Genomic DNA, 17,084 nt, shown 5'->3' with positions numbered 1-17,084 from the left:
AAATTAGAATCAAATCAATATGCAATTCGGGCGCAAAATCGAAGATTTTGCGCCCGAATTTTTATTTTAAAAACAATTAAGCTTCTTCTAAGTGAACCGTAAAGTGTCTCAAAATTTCAGGTTCCCAAGTAATGTTGTATCCTTTTGAAATTTCGTCTCTTCTTTCGTATACATTTTTCACTGCTGCTGCAATGTAATCCATATGATTGTTCGTGTACGTTCTTCTCGGAATTGCCAAACGAACCAACTCTAATTTCGGATAACGGTTTTCTCTGGTTTCGGGATCTCTGTCTGCCAATAAGGTTCCAATTTCTACTGTTCTGATTCCTGCTTCCTTGTAAATCTCAAGACCTAAAGTCTGTGCAGGATATTCTTCACGGGGAACATTCGGTAAAAAATTTAAAGAATCAATGAAAACAGCGTGACCACCAATCGGCTTCTGTACAGGAATTCCGTACTCGATTAATTTATTTCCAAGGTATTCCACCTGAGAAATTCTGCTTTCCAGATAAGCAAATTCAGTTGCCTCATCAAGTCCAACTGCCAAAGCAGCCATGTCTCTTCCTGCCATTCCGCCATACGTAATGAAACCTTCGTAAATAATCGTGAAATTAGATGCTTTTCTGAAAACTTCTTCGTTGTTCAATGCAATAAATCCACCGATGTTTACCAAACCGTCTTTTTTAGAACTCATCGTCATTCCTTCTCCATAAGAAAACATTTCTTTACAGATTTCTTTGATGCTTCTGTTTTCCTGTCCGGCTTCTCTTTTCTTGATGAAATAAGCATTTTCAGCAAATCTTGCAGAATCAAAAAATACAGGAATTCCGTATTGGTCTGAAAGTTTTTTTACTGCTTTCATGTTTTCAAGAGAAACAGGCTGTCCTCCTGAAGAATTACAGGTAATCGTTACCAAACAGAAAGGAATTTGTTCTTTCGGATGAGATTTATAAACTTCTTCTAATTTTTCAAGGTTAATGTTTCCTTTGAACGGATGAAGATCATTGATATCAAAAGCTTCATCGATTGTGCAGTCGATTGCGTGAGCTTTTCTGATTTCAATATGTCCTTTTGTGGTGTCAAAATGCGAGTTTCCTGGAATAACATCTCCATCTTTTACCAAAACCGAAAACAAAACATTTTCAGCGGCTCTTCCCTGGTGAGTCGGTAATAAATATTTGAAACCTGTAATATTTTGAACGGTATTGTGTAGTTGTTCAAATGAGCGAGAACCAGCATAACTTTCGTCTCCGGTCATCAAAGCACCCCATTGTCTGTCAGACATTGCTCCGGTTCCTGAATCTGTCAGAAGATCAATAAAAACCTGTGAAGATTTTAGATTAAATAAATTGAATTTAGCTTCTTTCAGCCAGTTTTCTCTTTCTTCTCTCGTAGACTGACGGATTTCTTCCACCATTTTGATACGAAACGGTTCTGCATATGGTAATTCCATGTGATATATTTTTTAGATTTATTAAAGAAAAATTGAATTGAAAATGAATTTCAATCATCAGATGTATTTAAAGAAGTAAAAGAATTTTACTCAGGCGCTTTAAATATATTTTCATCTGAATGAAAACCCGCAACACCCCCGCTTACCGCAAATTTCATTGCTGTAGCAGCAGACATTCCCACTACAGGTTTTATATTTTTCTCTTCCGTCACAATTACCCAGCCCGAAATAGCATACGAATGAGGAAGATAAACCGCTACGTAATTGTGTTTATCGACATCAGCCATTTCTTTTTGCGTTAAAAAACCAATTCTCCATATTTCGGGATTTTCATTGGTTTTTACCCAAACCGGGTCGCTGAACTTTTTCTTATCACCTACAAACGAAGACATAACATCTTTGGTTGGCGAATAAATATGTTTAATTCCCGGTGTTTTTTCTAAAAGTCTATCCACGGCATCGACAAAAAACCGGCCAACCACAAATTTGTTTCCTAAGTAGCCCAATAGAGCAGTTAGTAATAATGTTGATACAAAAACCAGTCCCGGAATTTCTCTTGCAACCGACGGAATAATATTATCAATGGAAGTAATGACCGACCAAATTACGAATATTGTCAATCCGATAGGACCAATAATAATCAGTCCCTGAAAAAAGTTTTTCAGGAAGAGATTGGTCATACTCTCAAAAGTCGGTTTTTTCAACTGTTTATCCGTGTATTGATTCTTTATTTCCGTAAGATTGAATAATTTTGGCTTCATACTCCAGCCATTCCTCCCATCTTTTATTTACATATTCCGTATCACCAAGCTGTCTTGCGAAGCCGATAAAAGTGGTGTAATGATTGGCTTCAGAAATCATCAGTTCTCTGTAAAAATCTCTCAGTTCATCATCTTTAATATTTTCTGTAAGCACTTTAAATCTTTCGCAGCTTCTTGCTTCAATCATGGCTGCAAAAAGCATTTTGTCAATAATTAAAGTATCTCTGTTTCCGCCTTTTTGGATGAAATTTACCAGTTCGTTTACGTAATCATCTTTACGGGTGCGTCCAAAAGTATAACCTCTTTTAATAATTATCTGATGAACCTGATTAAAATGTTCCAGCTCTTCCTGTGCAATAGCCAAAAGCTCGGTCACAATTTCAGGATATTCGGGAAGCATTGTAATGAGACCGATGGCGTTGGTGGCTGCTTTCTGCTCGCACCATGCATGATCGGTTAAAATTTCCTGTAGATTTCCTTCTGCAATATTTGCCCATCTTGGATCGGTGGGAAGCTTCAGCTTAAACATGACTTAAAAAATTTCTGTAAAAATAATTAAAATAAATCTTCTTTAAATAAAAAATTAATTTTCATTGTTAAATTAAGAATAATCATGGCATAAAGTTGGATAATGTTAAATTAATATTAAAAATCACACCAATGAACACATTATTAATTACAAAAAAAATGGAAAAATTTGCATTTTTCGTTTTAACCTTATTTTCAGGATTTATTGCTTTCGCTCAGGAGGCTGCTCCAAAAGTAGAGGTAACTAGCACGACGACAAAAACTGAAGAATGGTATGCCAATCCGCTGTACATCATTATTGGAGCAGTGCTGTTTATCGTTCTAGTAGCTGTGCTTGTACGTGGAGGAAGAGCCAGCAGAGATTAATTTCTGAGTTACTGTTTACAATATACCGTCACGATGTGGCGGTTTTTTTTCGCAGGAAATTTAAAATTTTCCACCCCATTGCATCGAATTTCTGTAAGAAGGTTGCAATAATGAAGGCCAAAATTACATTCACCATATAAATCAGAATCATCAAAAGCCACCAAGGCATATTTTCCTTTAAAGGAACAACTAAGAAATAAACCAGTGACGAACTGATTCCCTGTCCGAAATAAAAGAAAATCGCATTTTTTCCGATATGAGTGACGAAATTTTCTTTAGTGATTTTTAATCTGTTATACAATACAAACAGTGTTGTTAGCGAAAATAAAGACCAAATGATATAAGGGATTTTCGGTGGAAACTTCTGCTTGTTGATTTTAAAGAAAATATCGTTTCCGAAATACCAAAACATCCAGATCAGTGCTGCAGCAACCAATCCGTAAAGAACGGGAATCATTTTTACCGGAATTGTTTTCCCTCGCATTTTATTGGCAACCAGGAAAACAGTCATGTAAAAAGCGACATAACCGACTTGTCCGGTTGGGTAAATTTTAGGAAAAATATTAAATAATAAAGTTAAGGCGACGCAAATTCCGATAAACCAATTGATGTGTTTCGGGAAAAATCTTAGAATTAAAACTCCGAAAACTGTTAAAATAAAATAGACTTTCAAATACCAGAAACTTCCCATCACTACAGGAAAAGTATCTGCATTGGTGTATTCATGAAGATACCAATTTCCAAGATTTTGCCATTGCGGGGCTGTAGAAATACTTGTTGCTGCATATTTTGAACCAAAAGTAGTGTAAAACTTTTGCAACCATTCCAGTGAGAAAAATGTAAGTCCGAATATTTTAAAGAAATAATCTAAAAAGAACAGCAGCGTTACAAAAATCATGTAGGTAATCTGAAGTTTCAGCAATCTGTAGAATGTCTTTTCAATATTGGAGCCTGAAGTAATTCCGCTTAAAGCATAAAACAGCGCAACATCAAAAACCAATGAAAACACTCTTAGTTCAGGAATAATATAAAATTGTCCAGACCAAAAAGCAGTATGGATAAAAATAATGGAAAGCGTTGCTAATCCTTTTGCGAAATCGATGTAGAGGTCTCTGTTCATGTTATTGAGGTAGTTCTAATGTGGCTTTTTCAAATTTATCGTAAGAAAAGAAATATAAACCTCCATCCCATTCTGTTTTACTTTTAGTCTCTATCCCTTTTAAATCATTTTTAAAATATCTACTGTATTTTGATCGATACCATGAATTATAGGAGTCATTGTCAATGGAAAATAAAGGTACGGTGAAAACTTGTGAGCGTTGATCTGTTGTTTCATTCAGATTTGCATAACCATTCATTACCAGAAATAATTTGTATCCGTTTTCTTTTGCAAATTTTTCGTAATTGGACATAGGAAGACAGCGTACGGAACTGCAGCCATTGGTGAAAATATAGACTAAAGATCTTGGATGTTTGGCTAATTCTGATTTAAGCTGTTGACCGTTTATTTTATAAATGTGATTGTTATCGGTTTTTTCGAAGTTTTCTAAAGCAACAATGGTTTTCTTCTGTTCTTCAGAAAGTTTTTTGTAATCATTGGTTACACCATAAACAGTACAGGAAATAAGTGATAAAAAGAGTAATATGCTTAATATTATTTTCATTGAAAGTTTTTTTCAAAAATACAAATAAAAGAGAATTGATTTAATTTCTATATTTGGGGAATTAATCACGAAATATGAATTTTAAATTTTGCTTCCTTTTGGTATTCTTCGCTTTTCTAAATTTTTCAGCGCAGGGAAACCGTTTTACTTACGAATATCAGTTTAGAATTGATTCAACAAAAACCGACAGTCTTAAGAAAGAGTTTGTAAATCTTGATATTTTACCTACAAAATCTTATTTCTACGGTCAGGCAAGTTTTGCGAGTGATTCTATCATGAATAACTCAATCATTCAGCAAAGAAAATCTACACCTAATCACATCAGCTATTCATCAAGTTCAGAAGATTGGAATATTTCTTATTTAATAGAGAAGTCATACCCGAGTTTTAAAACGACATGGTTTACCAATATCGAACAAACCAATATGATTGTTGAAGAAACTCCTGTTTTAAAATGGAATATTCTTCCCGAAACACAAAAAATAGAAAACTACAATTGTCAGAAGGCAACAGTAAACTTTGGAGGAAGAATTTGGGAAGCATGGTTTTCAAAAGATTTGCCTTTTCCGGATGGTCTGTATAAATTTCATGGCTTACCTGGTTTAATTGTAAAACTCGAAGACAAAACAAAATCACATCAGTTTTTATTAAAAGGAAATAAAAAACTAAAACCTGAAGACCATTCCTGGGGTTATATTTTGGCATTGCAGAAAGAAGCAAAACATGAATTTGAAGGTGTAAAAGTAAGTCCTGCTCAATATAAAAAGCAATATCTGTCTTACAAAAATGATCCGGCTAAAGACATAAAACTCGATTTGGCAGACCCACGTACCACAATGACGGTCACAACCGAATCGGGCGCTAAGTTGACAAGTAATCCTGAAATTATCAAGTATTTTGAAGAGTCGATGGCTAAGAAATACAAAACCAATAACAATCAGTTGGAATTAAATTTGCACAGAAAATAGAAAAATTCTCAAAACCATATGGTTAGTCATTAAAAAATCACTACATTTGCACCTCGAATTAACTAAAAATTTATAGACAATGTTTGCAATTGTAGAAATAGCAGGGCTTCAATACAAAGTTGAGCAAGACCAGAAGTTGTTTGTAAACCGTTTGAAAGGAGATAAAGGAGGAAAAGTATCTTTTGATAAAATTCTTCTTACTGTAAACGGAGCAATCACTGTAGGCGCCCCAGCTGTAAACGGAATCACTGTAGAGGCAGAGATCTTAGACCATGTAAAAGCTGATAAAGTAATCGTTTTCAAAAAGAAAAGAAGAAAAGGTTACGAAGTGAAAAACGGTCACAGACAATCTCTTACTCAGATCAAGATCACTGGTATTACAGGATTTGATGGTAAGAAAGCTGAAAAACCAGCTAAGAAAACAACTAAAAAAGCTGATGCTGAAGCAGCAGAAAGCGCAGAATAATTTAAACCAAAAAACCTTAAAATAAAATGGCACACAAGAAAGGAGTTGGTAGTTCCAAGAACGGTAGAGAATCTCACTCTAAAAGATTAGGAGTGAAAATTTTCGGAGGACAAGACGCTATTGCCGGAAACATCATCATCAGACAGAGAGGTACACAACACCACCCAGGTGAAAACGTTGGTATCGGTAAAGATCACACTTTGTTTGCATTGGTAGACGGTAAAGTGGTTTTCAGAAAGAAAGCAAATAACAGATCTTTTGTATCTGTAGAGCCAAACGCATAATTAATAAGCGTTTATAAAAAATAAAATCCTCAGCAGTTTGTTGAGGATTTTTTATGCTATTTATAAAACTGGAAGTACTTATTCAAGTAAATCTACAGAGTTTTTGTCATTCCGTAGGAATCTAAATTATTCTATTTATTAGACTGAAAATGAGATTTCTACGGAATGACAAGCCTATAATGAAATTTTAAGGTTATATGTGGATCAAAACAGCTAATAATTTATTATTAAAACCCAAACTGAAAACCTGCTTTAATGCCAAATTTTGAAGCATCCGGTCGGTCTAAATAATTTCCTCTCCAGTTGAAATCTACTCTGAAAATTCTGATATTTCCAAAACCAATGTTTTCAATTCCGAAACCATATTCATAATAGATCTGCTGATCTGGTGCCGAATATTTCAGATTATCTACATTGATATTTTTAGATGCGTCACTTAAAGAGCCATAAGCTCCTCTGATGAAGGCAACTTCTCTCAACTTCAGTTTCTTAATTAAGGGAATAAAGGAAAGTATTTTGCCATTGAAATGATGCTCAATATGCATGGTTGAATACGTGTCTGCGACAAACTCATAATAATTCAGCTGAGCAAAAGTATTCGGAACGATTCCGTAAGATTGGTTTCCCGGAATGATATTTTGTAATGCCAAAGGAACGGTGTCGAAGTTTTTTCCTGCTTCAAAACTGAATAGAGTTTTGCCCCAACTTCCCAAAAGAATCGGTTTGTAAAACATAAACTGCAGTTTATTATAATTAAAATCAGCATTAAATAAACCTTCAATACCTCTCGTATATTTTAAAACAATCGTTGGTGCTAAAGTTCCGTGTTCGTAACGGTCAACCCCGGTCTGTGAGAATTTAGCTCCCGGTCTTGCGATTAAACTGATGGAAACACGTGAATCATTCACTGTTTTCCTCAAATCACCATTTCTGTAATACATCAGATTAAACCCTTCAGGATTGGCAGATTTAATGCTTTGCAAAGTTCCGTCGACTCTTACCTGAAAATTTTTCCAAGGCTCAATAGAGGTAAAAACACTGGTTTGGTTTACTGAGCTTAAAGACGCATTTTCTCCTCTTGCAAAAACGGTTGATGAAGCAAATGAACGGGATAAAATGCCATCTTCTGTAGTTAATTGTACTCCAAGCTGGGTAATGTCTCTTTTTGTTCCGGCTCCAATCATAAAACGATTGACTCTGTTAAACATATAACGTCCTTCAACGCCGTATTTGAATTGTTTATCTTTAAAGCCATAAGCATTATAAAATTCAACTCTCCAAGGATCATTTTGCGTAAAATAGGTTCTAGCTCCCAATCTTATTCTATCGCCTTCTACTTCATTTTTACCGTAAATTGAGGTGATGGGTCCCAAATCGATTCCTTTGGTCACATTATAGTATCTTGAAGCTAAAGTTTCAGTCAATTTTACGATTCTGTTGAATTTTGGAGTGTGCTGCAATTTATCAAGCATTTCGTATACACCCTGTTCCTGTTTTGAAAGTGAATCAGGTCTTGCAGTTGCCCAGAATGCTTCATCTTTATCTACAAACCGATCATCATATTCTTCTTTTCTTCTTGTGAAAACAGAATCTGCCAAAGGTTTATTAAAATCATACTCAGAATAATCTACAGATCTTTTGGCAATGATGCTTTTTGCACTTTTCTTTTTTGAAAATGGTGTCATCTCGATTTCTGTAACGAATTTCTTTGGAAGAAAAGTTTCATCATCCGGATTATCATATTCCAATTCGGTTGAAATTGCGTTGATGAAATTAACATTGATCTTATTTGTCGATTTTAAAGTAGCTCCTAAAACCGCATAAGAATCGGTATCAATATAAAGATAGCCCTGAAATGCCAAAACCTCAGTTCTGCGTGGTTGATATCTTATTTTGTAGGCATTTTCTCCGTTCACAGAAATAGTATCCACTAAATTATAATCATACGTGCTGAAACCATCGGTTCCGACAGGACTTGGAAATCCGATATCAAAATAATTTAAGGTGTTATCGTAAATATTGATGTCACGATAAAGGTTTTTTGCAGTAAGGGTAATGACCTGATTGTCCTGAAAACCTGAAGTTTTCTGGGCGACAAGTAACCTTTTGTTCTTTTTATTAGGTTTATTTTCTCCAAAATTCTCATAAATGGATTCGTTGAGAAAAACAGGAAGTGCCATTTTTCCACTTGCAGTAGAGTCGGCATAATCAAAAATAAAATCAAGCTTATTAAAGATTTTACGATTCATAAACGTGCTGTCAAGATTGTTGGCGTCAAACTGAATCTTTTCGTATTCTTTATAAGTGTAAGTATTGAACTTCTCCAAACCATTGTTTCGCTTGCGCTTCCATACTTCCTGCATGATTCGGTACGCAGGATTTTCTTTTTTGCTCTTGTATTTTGTTTTTTCGTTGTGAATCACAACTTCTTCAATGCTGCTTACTTTTTCCTGAGAAAGTTTTATAATCAGATTATTTGCATTATCAGGGGAGATATCTGTCGTTTCAAATGCAAAACTTTTTCTTGAAAATTTTAACTTATAAATAATAGAATCAGATTGTACGATAAAATTGCCGCTTGTTGTTGTAAGGGCTGGTTTTTGACTTTCATTAATGAAAATTTCTACACCGCTGATTTCCTTATTTGTTTTTTCATCAATGATTTTTCCGGAAACTGTAGTTTGTGCTTGTAAGATTCCTGTAATAAGGAGAAAAATATATAGGAAACAGTATTTTAAAAAGTTGGTTGACATCATTCGTTTCTTCGAGCATTTAGCTTAAACAAAAAGTGTGCAGATTCGTTGAAAACTTAAAATATTTTTACAAAAATTACGAATCATTCACAAAACTGCAAAGGTAATGAAAATAAGCTTATGAATATTGTGTAAATACAGACGTTGTTTTATAAGAATAATAATGGGTTGTGATAAGTTTAAATAAAAAAAGACCTACATTTCTGTAAGTCTTTTTGCTCCTCCTGCTGGGCTCGAACCAGCGACCCTCTGATTAATCCCGAAGTTTCGGGACTCTAACTAACTGAGCTAAAACTCCGGATAATTCTTGATTTTCATCACATAGTCTTTCCAAAAACTTTTTGGATTTTTGCTTTTAATGTATCGTTCAAGATTTAGAGCAATCGTTTTGTCATTTGAAACTTCGAAAAGAGCCATCATTTTCCAAGGGCGAAATTTCCGCGTATATGTGTTGAAATTTTCCTGTTGATTATGTTTCAAAAGTCTCTCTGTTGGAAATTGAGTATATCCAATATAATATTTGTCTGCAGACTCTGAGTATAAAATATAAATGTAATACATAAAAAAACCGCAATCAATTTGATTGCGGTTTGCTCCTCCTGCTGGGCTCGAACCAGCGACCCTCTGATTAACAGTCAGATGCTCTAACCAACTGAGCTAAGGAGGAATGTCCTTGTTTTAAGGTGTTGCAAATATATGATGAAAAATAACGTCAAACAAATATTTTTCCTACAAAAGCTCTGGAAATAGGCTATCAGATTATTTTTCAGGAAATTAAATTTTAAATAAAATTAATTGGTGGTTAAAATTTAGTAAATAAAAAAAGACTTACAGAAATGTAAGTCTTTTTTGCTCCTCCTGCTGGGCTCGAACCAGCGACCCTCTGATTAACAGTCAGATGCTCTAACCAACTGAGCTAAGGAGGAATGTCCTTGTTTTTAAGTGGTGCAAATATAGGACGGATATTTAAACCACGCAAATTTTTTAATTAAATTTTTCAAAAAAATTAAAATTTATTCGTGATGATTTTGAAAATGTCTGCTCCAAAAATCAGTAACATTAAGCCTAACAGGAAGATAACTCCAACCATTTGAGCGTTTTCCAAAACTTTTTGCGGAACAGGTTTCCCTACAATCATTTCATATAAAGTGAAAAGAACGTGTCCTCCATCCAATCCGGGGATCGGAATTAGGTTCAAAAATGCCAACCAAACAGAGAACATTGCGGTGAAGCTCCAAAATAACGTCCAGTCAATCGATACACTTCCGTCTTTCGCTTTATCAACCGGCATATTTTTGATAATTGCTAACGGACCGCCTACTTTTTTGTATCCTTGTACTTTTGAGTTGAAAATCAGCTTAAACTGTTTCACCTGATATGTCAAACTTTCAATACTTCTCGTGAAACCTCTACCAATTGATTGTCCGAAAGTAAAATGCTTCGTTTCTGCATATTTTGTAAGTTGTTTATAAGAAGCAAGGCCTAAAGTTCCTTCTTTTGAAACCTGTAAAACCAAAGGCAGAACTGCTCCGGCTCTTGAAACCTCTACATTAAGGTCCTTTCCTGCGTTATTTCTTACGACTTCTTGAAATTCATCGTAATAAGCGATTTTTTTTCCGTTTGCTGAAATGACTTGATCGCCAACTTTTAAACCTGCGGCTGCCGTTTTGGGATTGTATATAGAATCAATTACTGCAGGATATCTTGGGGTAAGAAATGCTTTCGGGTTTGCATCTTTAAATGCTAATGCTTTACCGTCGTCATTAGTATGAAAAGTGACTTCTTTACCGTTTCTTAAAACTGTAATATCATCACTCAATAATATGTCTAATGAAAGTTTATCAAGATTATTCTGAACTTTTCCGTCAACTTTTAAAATTTTATCACCATCCTGAAAACCCATTGCTTTTGCAACATGAGTATAATTCATTGGGGCATCTACCTTTGTGCTGTCGAAAACAGTTTCTCCGTTAAAAAACGAAAGACATCCGTAAATAATCCAGGCAAGGAAAAAGTTTACGGTAACTCCACCCAACATGATAATTAGTCTCTGCCAAGCTGGTTTTGCTCTGAATTCCCAAGGTTGTGCGGGTTGCTTTAGTTGTTCAGTATCCATACTTTCGTCAACCATTCCGGCAATCTTTACATAACCTCCGAAAGGAAGCCAGCCGATTCCGTATTCCGTTTCGCCGATTTTCTTTTTAACCACCGAAAACCACGGGTCAAAGAAAAGATAAAATTTTTCTACTTTGGTTTTAAACCATTTTGCGGGTAAGAAATGCCCCAGCTCGTGAAGAATTACTAAAATGGAGATGCTCAATATAAATTGAAAGATCTTGATTGCTAATTCCATTAATTATTTTTAGATTTTAATTTGCAAAGGTAACAATAATCAAAAGGATGCCAAATAAAAAAGCTCCTCGAAATGAGAAGCTTTGTCATATATGGTGGCAGATTTTAGAAATTGAAAGAAACACCCAGGCTTCCGTTGTTACCAACCTCTGCAAAAACTCCGAATTTCTCTGTGAAGAAATATCTTGCACCAATGTGCGCTCCGATTCCGAAATCTCTTCCTAAAACACCCAAATCAACACCCGGATAAATATCCAACTGCTCCGGCAACTCTAAAGCTTCTCTTAAATGGAAATTTACGCATCCGAAAATAAAAACCCTGTTGTCTTTATTGTTGTCTCTATAATTATCAAAATATGCATTTCCACCGGCTCCGATTGAAATGAGCTGATTCAATCCATAATCATAAGTTGCCGTAATTCCCGTTCCGTATCCCCATGCATTAAGTCCCAAATTCACTTTCTGATCTCCTTTTCCCGTGTAGGCTTGTGCGCTGACTGCTGCTCCCATGAAAAGCATCAACATCAAAACCAATTTCTTCATAAATTTTTAATTTTAAATGATTACCAAGAATTATTTGCAGCAAAAATAAAACCGAAGTCAATTAAAAGCCGTAATTTTATGGAACTTTGAATTGGAAATATGAAAATCACAGGATTAAATTTCGATATCATCTGGAAGGATAAAGCTAAAAACTTCGAATTGATTACACAACAACTGGAAAATGAAACCGCAGACCTTTTTCTTCTGCCTGAAATGTTTTCCACAGGCTTTTGTATGGATGCAGCAGAAGTTTCAGATAAAAATGAAGAATCTCTGGAGTTTTTAAAAAAGATTTCAAAAGAAAAAAACGCAGCGTTCTGTGGAAGTGCTTCGGTTAAGGTAGATGACAAATTTTACAACAGAATGTATTTTGTAAAACCCGATTCTGAAGATATTTATTATAATAAGAGACATTTGTTTTCTTTTTCAGGAGAAGATAAAGTCTATACTCCCGGAAAACACAGGGTAATTGTTGAATATTTAGGAATCCGTTTTATGCTACAGGTTTGCTATGATTTAAGATTTCCTGTTTTTGTAAGAAATAATGATGATTACGATGCCATCTTATACGTTGCCAACTGGCCTGAAAAAAGAGTCGGAGCTTGGGAACACCTGTTAAAAGCAAGAGCGATTGAAAATTTATCTTTTGTTTTTGGCTTAAACCGAATCGGAACAGACGGCAATAATCTCTTCTATCAGGAAAGTTCACATTGCTTTTTTGCAGATGGAAAAGAAATTGCCGAAAAAAATGGAAATTTAGTTACTGCTGAATTAGACATTAATGAACTGAAAGACTTTAGAGAACATTTTCAGTTTCTGAACGACAGAGATAATTTTGAAATAAAAATTTAAGCTGAGATTGAATTTAAAGCTAAGAAAATCCCACAGATTACACAGATTTTCACGGATGAATGAGAATAAAATCTGTGAGAATCTGTGTAATCTGTGGGAGTAAAATTATTTTTATGCAGCTAATAAATCCCTAAATCTTAGCCACAACCTTAAATATACTGTTTCAAAAGCTGAGTCAATGTATTCACATCATGTACACCGCTCTCCTTGTAAAGCAATTCTCCGTTTTTGAAAACCGCTAAAGTCGGAACACCGCGAACTCCATACTGAGAAGCGATTGCGGGATATTGGTCGACATCTATTTTTACAATTCTTGCCCCTTCACCCACATTTTCTTTTACTGTTGTTAAAACAGATGATTGCACTTTGCAAGGTTGGCACCACGTTGCAAAAAAATCAATCAATACAGGTCTTTCCGAATTGATGAGTTCCTGAAATTTTTGTGACATTTTAATTAATTTTTTAGATTCTGAATGGCTTTTACATTTTGAAGGCTGGTCCCGTCGTAAACTTCAACACCCTTTTTCTTGAGGATTTCTACAGCCTGGTCAGCCTGAATTCCTTTGTTGCAAAATACAACAACTTTCTTGCCTTTTAATTCACTGCTTCTATTTTCAATTTCAGCTAAAGGAATATTGATGGCATTTTCTGCTGTTGCTTCAGCAAACTGTTCCGGAATTCTTACATCTACCAAAGTCACGTCCTGACTTTTTACAATTTCAATAATATTCACTTTTTGATTGGCTGCAACATTCTGAGTTTTGCAGGAAAATACAATGAATGAAAAAATCAGAAGGTAAAATGTTTTAAGTTTCATTTTACAAAGTTTTTGTCTGACAAACAAAATCCGAAACCGGAAATTTTTCAGTTTTTTTAATTCCGTTAAAACCACCTTCGATTTCGGTAAAGTTTCTGATTCCGTGTGAGTTAAGAATGCTTGCTGCAATCATGCTGCGGTAACCTCCTGCGCAATGTAAAAAGAAATGTTCGGAATCATCAATCGTCGAAACCCAATCACTGATCGTATCTAAAGGTCTGCTATACGCATTGTCGATATGTTCTGCAGAATATTCTGTGATTTTTCTTACATCAATCACTTTTGAATTTTCGTTAAAAGCTTCCGCAAATTCGGCGGGAGAAATTCTTTTTACTTCATCAGTTTCTTTGTTAGAATTCTTCCATGAATCAAATCCTCCTTTTAAGTATCCTAAAACATTATCAAAACCCACTCTGCTTAATCTTGTAATCACTTCCTCTTCGGTTCCTTCATCTGAAATCAATAATAAAGGATGTTTTACGTCAACAATTAAAGTTCCTACCCAAGGTGCAAAATCTCCTTTCAATCCGATATTAATTGAGTTTGGAACAAAACCTTTATGAAATTCAACAGGGCTTCTTGTATCTAAGATCAATGCTCCGGTTTCTTCGGCAAAACTTTCAAAATCTTCTACTGAAACAGGATTTAAACCTTTATTCATCACATTTTCAAGACTTTCGTAACCACCTTTATTCATGGCTACATTCATTCCGAAATATTTTGGCGGAGCCGTTAAGCCATCCAGAACTTCTCTTATAAAAGATTCTTTATCAGGCTGATTCAGAGCGTAATTGGTTCTCTTTTGGTTCCCAAGAATATCAACCGTTTCTTTCTGCATATTTTTTCCGCAAGCTGAACCCGCTCCATGAGCCGGATAAACAGTAATGCTGTCATCCAGAGGCATAATTTTAGTCTGTAAGCTCTCGTATAAAATTCCGGCAAGGTCTTCCTGAGTAACGCTTCCTTCCTTTTGAGCAAGGTCCGGCCTTCCGACATCGCCCAAAAATAAGGTGTCTCCTGTGAAAATGGCTGTTTCAACACCGTTGTCATCAATCAGAAGGTAGGTTGTGCTTTCCATAGTGTGACCTGGAGTGTGAAGTGCTTTTATTTTTACTTTTCCGATTTCAAAAATCTGATTATCTTCGGCAATAATGGCTTCAAACTCGGGTTTTGCGGTCGGCCCGTAAACAATCGGCGCGCCTGTCTTTTTACTTAAATCCAAATGTCCTGAGACAAAATCTGCATGGAAGTGCGTTTCAAAAATATATTTTAGCGTTACATTGTCTTTTTCAAGTCGGTCAAGATAGGGCTTTACTTCTCTCAAAGGATCTATAATGGCTGCTTCATTTTCTGATACAATATAATAGGCTCCTTGAGCCAGACAGCCCGTATATATTTGTTCAACTTTCATTGGATTTGTTTTAAATTATTGATAAAGATACAAAGTAAGTCAATAATTGTTAAGAAATATATATTGTGGTTGATAGTTTCTGTCGATTGTTAGAATTTTAAAACATTTTATTAAGCTCGAACTCATTGATTTTTAGCGATAAATAATGTTAATTAATCATTAAACTTAGATTGCTGTTTTTTATCATATTGATTTAGTAGACTTTTTAAAATTAATTAAAATAAATACAACAAAGCAGCATCAAGATATTCTCCAAAAATTTTATATTTAGGAGTTAAAAAAATCAAATGGCAGATAAAACAAAATTTATTGAAGAACTGAGTTCAAGATATACTCCAAAAGGAGAGCATATTATATTAGGAAAGGGAATGCTGGATGGAGAAGTAGTGACCGAAGTCAATGTTACAATCCCTTTAAAAACCATCAACCGACATGGTTTAATTGCCGGAGCAACGGGAACGGGAAAAACAAAAACGCTTCAGGTTTTTGCTGAGCAACTTTCTCATGCCGGAATTCCGTCTTTGGTTCTTGATATCAAAGGAGATTTTTCAGGAATTGCTGCAGCCGGACAAATGAATCCGATTATTGAAGAACGTTACGCTAAAACATTGCTTCCGTATAATCCTCAAGCTTTTCCGGTGGAATTAATGAGTATTTCCGGTGGGAAAGGAATTAAATTAAGAGCAACGGTTACAGAATTCGGTCCGGTTTTATTAAGTAAAATTTTAGAACTGAATGATACACAGCAAAGTATCATGTCTATTGTTTTTAAATATTGTGATGACAAAGGTTTACCTTTGATTGATCTGAATGATTTAAAAAAAGTTCTGCAATATGTAACAGATAATCCGCAAGGAAAAGCAGAATTGGCCGCCAATTACGGTTCAATTGCACCAGCTTCTTTAAGTGCTATTTTAAGATCTATTGTTGCTTTGGAGCAGCAAGGCGCTTCAGATTTCTTTGGAGAACTGAGTTTTGATGTTCATGATTTGTTAGAAACCCGAGAGGGAAAAGGCGTTGTCAATATTCTAAGAGTTGCTGATATTCAGAATAAACCGCAGCTTTTTTCAACATTTATGCTGTCGCTTTTCGCAGAAATTTATATGACTTTTCCCGAAGAGGGTGATAGCGGAAAGCCAAAATTAGTTCTCTTTATTGATGAAGCACATTTGATTTTTGATGAATCTTCAAAAGCTCTGGTTTCACAGATCGAAACAATGGTAAAACTGATTCGTTCCAAAGGTGTTGGTATTTATTTTATCACTCAGATTCCGGGAGACGTTCCTGAAAATGTTCTTTCGCAATTAGGCTTAAAAATCCAGCATGCATTGAGAGGTTTTACAGCAAAAGACAAAAAAGAAATTTCTAAAGCCGTTGAGAATTATCCGACAACTGAGTTTTACAATGCTTCGGAACTGATACAGAACTTGGGAATCGGGGAAGCTTTTGTCACCGCTCTGGACGAAAAAGGAATTCCGACACCGTTGGTTCATACGTATTTAATTTCTCCGGAATCTAGAATGGATGTTTTGAATGATGCAGAAGTTGCAGATTTAACCTCAAAATCACCTTTAGTCTCAAAATATGAAAAAGCGATTGACAGCGAGTCGGCCTACGAAATTTTACTAAAAAGAATGGAACAGGCAGTTGAAAACTCTGCACCAACAGAGAAAACAAAGCCGGTAAAAGAAGAGCCGGGAATGTTTGAGCAGGTGGTGAAAAGCAGCGCCGGAAGAACATTTGCCAATACTTTGATGCGCGAAGGAGCAAAAGCGATCTTAGGAATGCTAGGTTTAGGAAAACGAAGAAGATAAATTTGAATTGTTAGCCTTTTGGTTTTTTAAATGTAATTTTCCTATTTTAGCA

General features: G+C 35.2%; 17 protein-coding genes, 2 tRNA genes and 1 pseudogene. 6 read left to right on the top strand and 14 right to left on the bottom strand.

Annotated features, from left to right (window positions below; all coding sequences use genetic code 11):
- Positions 1–76 precede the first annotated feature (76 nt).
- From ACR1PN_RS04785 to ACR1PN_RS04775, 3 genes are all read right to left on the bottom strand, one after another.
- Entirely contained in the window at positions 77–1,453 is a 1,377-nt protein-coding gene (locus ACR1PN_RS04785; RefSeq protein ID WP_433979090.1) for a tryptophanase, read from the bottom strand.
- Positions 1,454–1,539: 86 nt separating this feature from the next.
- Positions 1,540–2,157, bottom strand: coding sequence for a DUF502 domain-containing protein (locus ACR1PN_RS04780; protein WP_433979161.1), 618 nt, complete (start codon positions 2,155–2,157; stop codon positions 1,540–1,542).
- Positions 2,158–2,161: 4 nt separating this feature from the next.
- The gene (locus tag ACR1PN_RS04775; protein ID WP_433979089.1) at positions 2,162–2,743 is read right to left on the bottom strand and encodes a tRNA-(ms[2]io[6]A)-hydroxylase; all 582 of its coding nucleotides are present in this window, start codon (positions 2,741–2,743) and stop codon (positions 2,162–2,164) included.
- 131 nt (positions 2,744–2,874) lie between these two features.
- Between ACR1PN_RS04775 and ACR1PN_RS04770 the strand changes: the two genes are divergently transcribed.
- Positions 2,875–3,108, top strand: a complete 234-nt coding sequence (locus ACR1PN_RS04770) for a hypothetical protein (RefSeq protein ID WP_378179451.1) — start codon at positions 2,875–2,877, stop codon at positions 3,106–3,108.
- A 28-nt stretch (positions 3,109–3,136) separates the two neighbouring features.
- Here ACR1PN_RS04770 and ACR1PN_RS04765 read toward each other — a convergent pair whose 3' ends face one another.
- Both ACR1PN_RS04765 and ACR1PN_RS04760 read right to left on the bottom strand, forming a co-directional pair.
- Positions 3,137–4,228 (bottom strand): acyltransferase family protein, encoded by a 1,092-nt coding sequence (locus ACR1PN_RS04765; RefSeq protein WP_433979088.1) that lies wholly within the window; start codon positions 4,226–4,228, stop codon positions 3,137–3,139.
- Position 4,229: 1 nt separating this feature from the next.
- Complete coding sequence (locus ACR1PN_RS04760) at positions 4,230–4,772, bottom strand: hypothetical protein (protein ID WP_433979087.1); 543 nt, start codon at positions 4,770–4,772, stop codon at positions 4,230–4,232.
- A gap of 74 nt (positions 4,773–4,846) precedes the next feature.
- Here ACR1PN_RS04760 and ACR1PN_RS04755 point away from each other — a divergent pair, with 74 nt between their 5' ends.
- The 3 genes and pseudogenes from ACR1PN_RS04755 (at position 4,847) to rpmA (ending at position 6,490) form a co-directional block, all read left to right on the top strand.
- The gene (locus tag ACR1PN_RS04755; protein ID WP_433979086.1) at positions 4,847–5,740 is read left to right on the top strand and encodes a GLPGLI family protein; all 894 of its coding nucleotides are present in this window, start codon (positions 4,847–4,849) and stop codon (positions 5,738–5,740) included.
- Between the two features lie 79 nt (positions 5,741–5,819).
- Positions 5,820–6,179: pseudogene (gene rplU, locus ACR1PN_RS04750) on the top strand (50S ribosomal protein L21); the annotation flags it as partial.
- Between the two features lie 53 nt (positions 6,180–6,232).
- Complete coding sequence (rpmA, locus tag ACR1PN_RS04745; RefSeq protein WP_027383144.1) at positions 6,233–6,490, top strand: 50S ribosomal protein L27; 258 nt, start codon at positions 6,233–6,235, stop codon at positions 6,488–6,490.
- A 227-nt stretch (positions 6,491–6,717) separates the two neighbouring features.
- Here the strand turns inward: rpmA and ACR1PN_RS04740 are convergent, their stop codons facing one another.
- The 6 genes from ACR1PN_RS04740 to ACR1PN_RS04715 form a co-directional block, all read right to left on the bottom strand.
- Entirely contained in the window at positions 6,718–9,246 is a 2,529-nt protein-coding gene (locus ACR1PN_RS04740; RefSeq protein WP_433979085.1) for a DUF5686 family protein, read from the bottom strand.
- 285 nt (positions 9,247–9,531) lie between these two features.
- Positions 9,532–9,804 (bottom strand): GIY-YIG nuclease family protein, encoded by a 273-nt coding sequence (locus tag ACR1PN_RS04735; protein WP_433979084.1) that lies wholly within the window; start codon positions 9,802–9,804, stop codon positions 9,532–9,534.
- A gap of 32 nt (positions 9,805–9,836) precedes the next feature.
- Positions 9,837–9,910, bottom strand: a tRNA-Asn gene (locus ACR1PN_RS04730).
- Positions 9,911–10,095: 185 nt separating this feature from the next.
- A tRNA-Asn gene (locus tag ACR1PN_RS04725) sits at positions 10,096–10,169 on the bottom strand.
- Positions 10,170–10,249: 80 nt separating this feature from the next.
- Complete coding sequence (rseP, locus tag ACR1PN_RS04720; protein WP_378179426.1) at positions 10,250–11,596, bottom strand: RIP metalloprotease RseP; 1,347 nt, start codon at positions 11,594–11,596, stop codon at positions 10,250–10,252.
- A gap of 104 nt (positions 11,597–11,700) precedes the next feature.
- Positions 11,701–12,138 (bottom strand): DUF6646 family protein, encoded by a 438-nt coding sequence (locus ACR1PN_RS04715; protein WP_433979083.1) that lies wholly within the window; start codon positions 12,136–12,138, stop codon positions 11,701–11,703.
- Between the two features lie 99 nt (positions 12,139–12,237).
- Between ACR1PN_RS04715 and ACR1PN_RS04710 the strand changes: the two genes are divergently transcribed.
- On the top strand, positions 12,238–12,990 hold the full coding sequence (locus ACR1PN_RS04710; protein WP_433979082.1) for a nitrilase-related carbon-nitrogen hydrolase: 753 nt from the start codon (positions 12,238–12,240) through the stop codon (positions 12,988–12,990).
- A gap of 149 nt (positions 12,991–13,139) precedes the next feature.
- Here ACR1PN_RS04710 and ACR1PN_RS04705 read toward each other — a convergent pair whose 3' ends face one another.
- Genes ACR1PN_RS04705 through ACR1PN_RS04695 form a run of 3 tightly spaced genes read right to left on the bottom strand, consistent with a single transcriptional unit; the run spans position 13,140 to position 15,218 of the window.
- Positions 13,140–13,439, bottom strand: a complete 300-nt coding sequence (locus tag ACR1PN_RS04705) for a thioredoxin family protein (RefSeq protein ID WP_378179415.1) — start codon at positions 13,437–13,439, stop codon at positions 13,140–13,142.
- A gap of 5 nt (positions 13,440–13,444) precedes the next feature.
- Positions 13,445–13,807: a rhodanese-like domain-containing protein gene (locus ACR1PN_RS04700; protein ID WP_378179412.1), complete on the bottom strand. Its 363-nt coding sequence runs from the start codon at positions 13,805–13,807 to the stop codon at positions 13,445–13,447.
- 1 nt (position 13,808) lies between these two features.
- Positions 13,809–15,218 carry an MBL fold metallo-hydrolase gene (locus ACR1PN_RS04695; protein WP_433979081.1) on the bottom strand — a complete coding sequence of 470 codons (1,410 nt, stop codon included), beginning with the start codon at positions 15,216–15,218 and terminating at the stop codon, positions 13,809–13,811.
- 287 nt (positions 15,219–15,505) lie between these two features.
- Between ACR1PN_RS04695 and ACR1PN_RS04690 the strand changes: the two genes are divergently transcribed.
- Complete coding sequence (locus ACR1PN_RS04690) at positions 15,506–17,032, top strand: helicase HerA-like domain-containing protein (protein ID WP_433979080.1); 1,527 nt, start codon at positions 15,506–15,508, stop codon at positions 17,030–17,032.
- Positions 17,033–17,084 lie beyond the last annotated feature (52 nt).

This window comes from Chryseobacterium sp. RLHN22, from assembly GCF_051011795.1.
GTDB classification, from domain to species: Bacteria; Bacteroidota; Bacteroidia; order Flavobacteriales; family Weeksellaceae; genus Chryseobacterium; species Chryseobacterium zhengzhouense.
The sequence above is the reverse complement of the archived record's forward strand: the minus strand, read 5'-3'. Positions and strand labels throughout refer to the sequence as shown.

What these genes read in the sequence shown, in the direction of transcription:
- ACR1PN_RS04785 (WP_433979090.1), bottom strand. Translation starts at nt 1,453, where the DNA reads ATGGAATTACCATATGCAGAACCGTTTCGTATCAAAATGGTGGAAGAA.
- ACR1PN_RS04775 (WP_433979089.1), bottom strand. Translation starts at nt 2,743, where the DNA reads ATGTTTAAGCTGAAGCTTCCCACCGATCCAAGATGGGCAAATATTGCA.
- ACR1PN_RS04770 (WP_378179451.1), top strand. Translation starts at nt 2,875, where the DNA reads ATGAACACATTATTAATTACAAAAAAAATGGAAAAATTTGCATTTTTC.
- ACR1PN_RS04765 (WP_433979088.1), bottom strand. Translation starts at nt 4,228, where the DNA reads ATGAACAGAGACCTCTACATCGATTTCGCAAAAGGATTAGCAACGCTT.
- ACR1PN_RS04760 (WP_433979087.1), bottom strand. Translation starts at nt 4,772, where the DNA reads ATGAAAATAATATTAAGCATATTACTCTTTTTATCACTTATTTCCTGT.
- ACR1PN_RS04755 (WP_433979086.1), top strand. Translation starts at nt 4,847, where the DNA reads ATGAATTTTAAATTTTGCTTCCTTTTGGTATTCTTCGCTTTTCTAAAT.
- rpmA (WP_027383144.1), top strand. Translation starts at nt 6,233, where the DNA reads ATGGCACACAAGAAAGGAGTTGGTAGTTCCAAGAACGGTAGAGAATCT.
- ACR1PN_RS04740 (WP_433979085.1), bottom strand. Translation starts at nt 9,246, where the DNA reads ATGATGTCAACCAACTTTTTAAAATACTGTTTCCTATATATTTTTCTC.
- ACR1PN_RS04735 (WP_433979084.1), bottom strand. Translation starts at nt 9,804, where the DNA reads ATGTATTACATTTATATTTTATACTCAGAGTCTGCAGACAAATATTAT.
- rseP (WP_378179426.1), bottom strand. Translation starts at nt 11,596, where the DNA reads ATGGAATTAGCAATCAAGATCTTTCAATTTATATTGAGCATCTCCATT.
- ACR1PN_RS04715 (WP_433979083.1), bottom strand. Translation starts at nt 12,138, where the DNA reads ATGAAGAAATTGGTTTTGATGTTGATGCTTTTCATGGGAGCAGCAGTC.
- ACR1PN_RS04710 (WP_433979082.1), top strand. Translation starts at nt 12,238, where the DNA reads ATGAAAATCACAGGATTAAATTTCGATATCATCTGGAAGGATAAAGCT.
- ACR1PN_RS04705 (WP_378179415.1), bottom strand. Translation starts at nt 13,439, where the DNA reads ATGTCACAAAAATTTCAGGAACTCATCAATTCGGAAAGACCTGTATTG.
- ACR1PN_RS04700 (WP_378179412.1), bottom strand. Translation starts at nt 13,807, where the DNA reads ATGAAACTTAAAACATTTTACCTTCTGATTTTTTCATTCATTGTATTT.
- ACR1PN_RS04695 (WP_433979081.1), bottom strand. Translation starts at nt 15,218, where the DNA reads ATGAAAGTTGAACAAATATATACGGGCTGTCTGGCTCAAGGAGCCTAT.
- ACR1PN_RS04690 (WP_433979080.1), top strand. Translation starts at nt 15,506, where the DNA reads ATGGCAGATAAAACAAAATTTATTGAAGAACTGAGTTCAAGATATACT.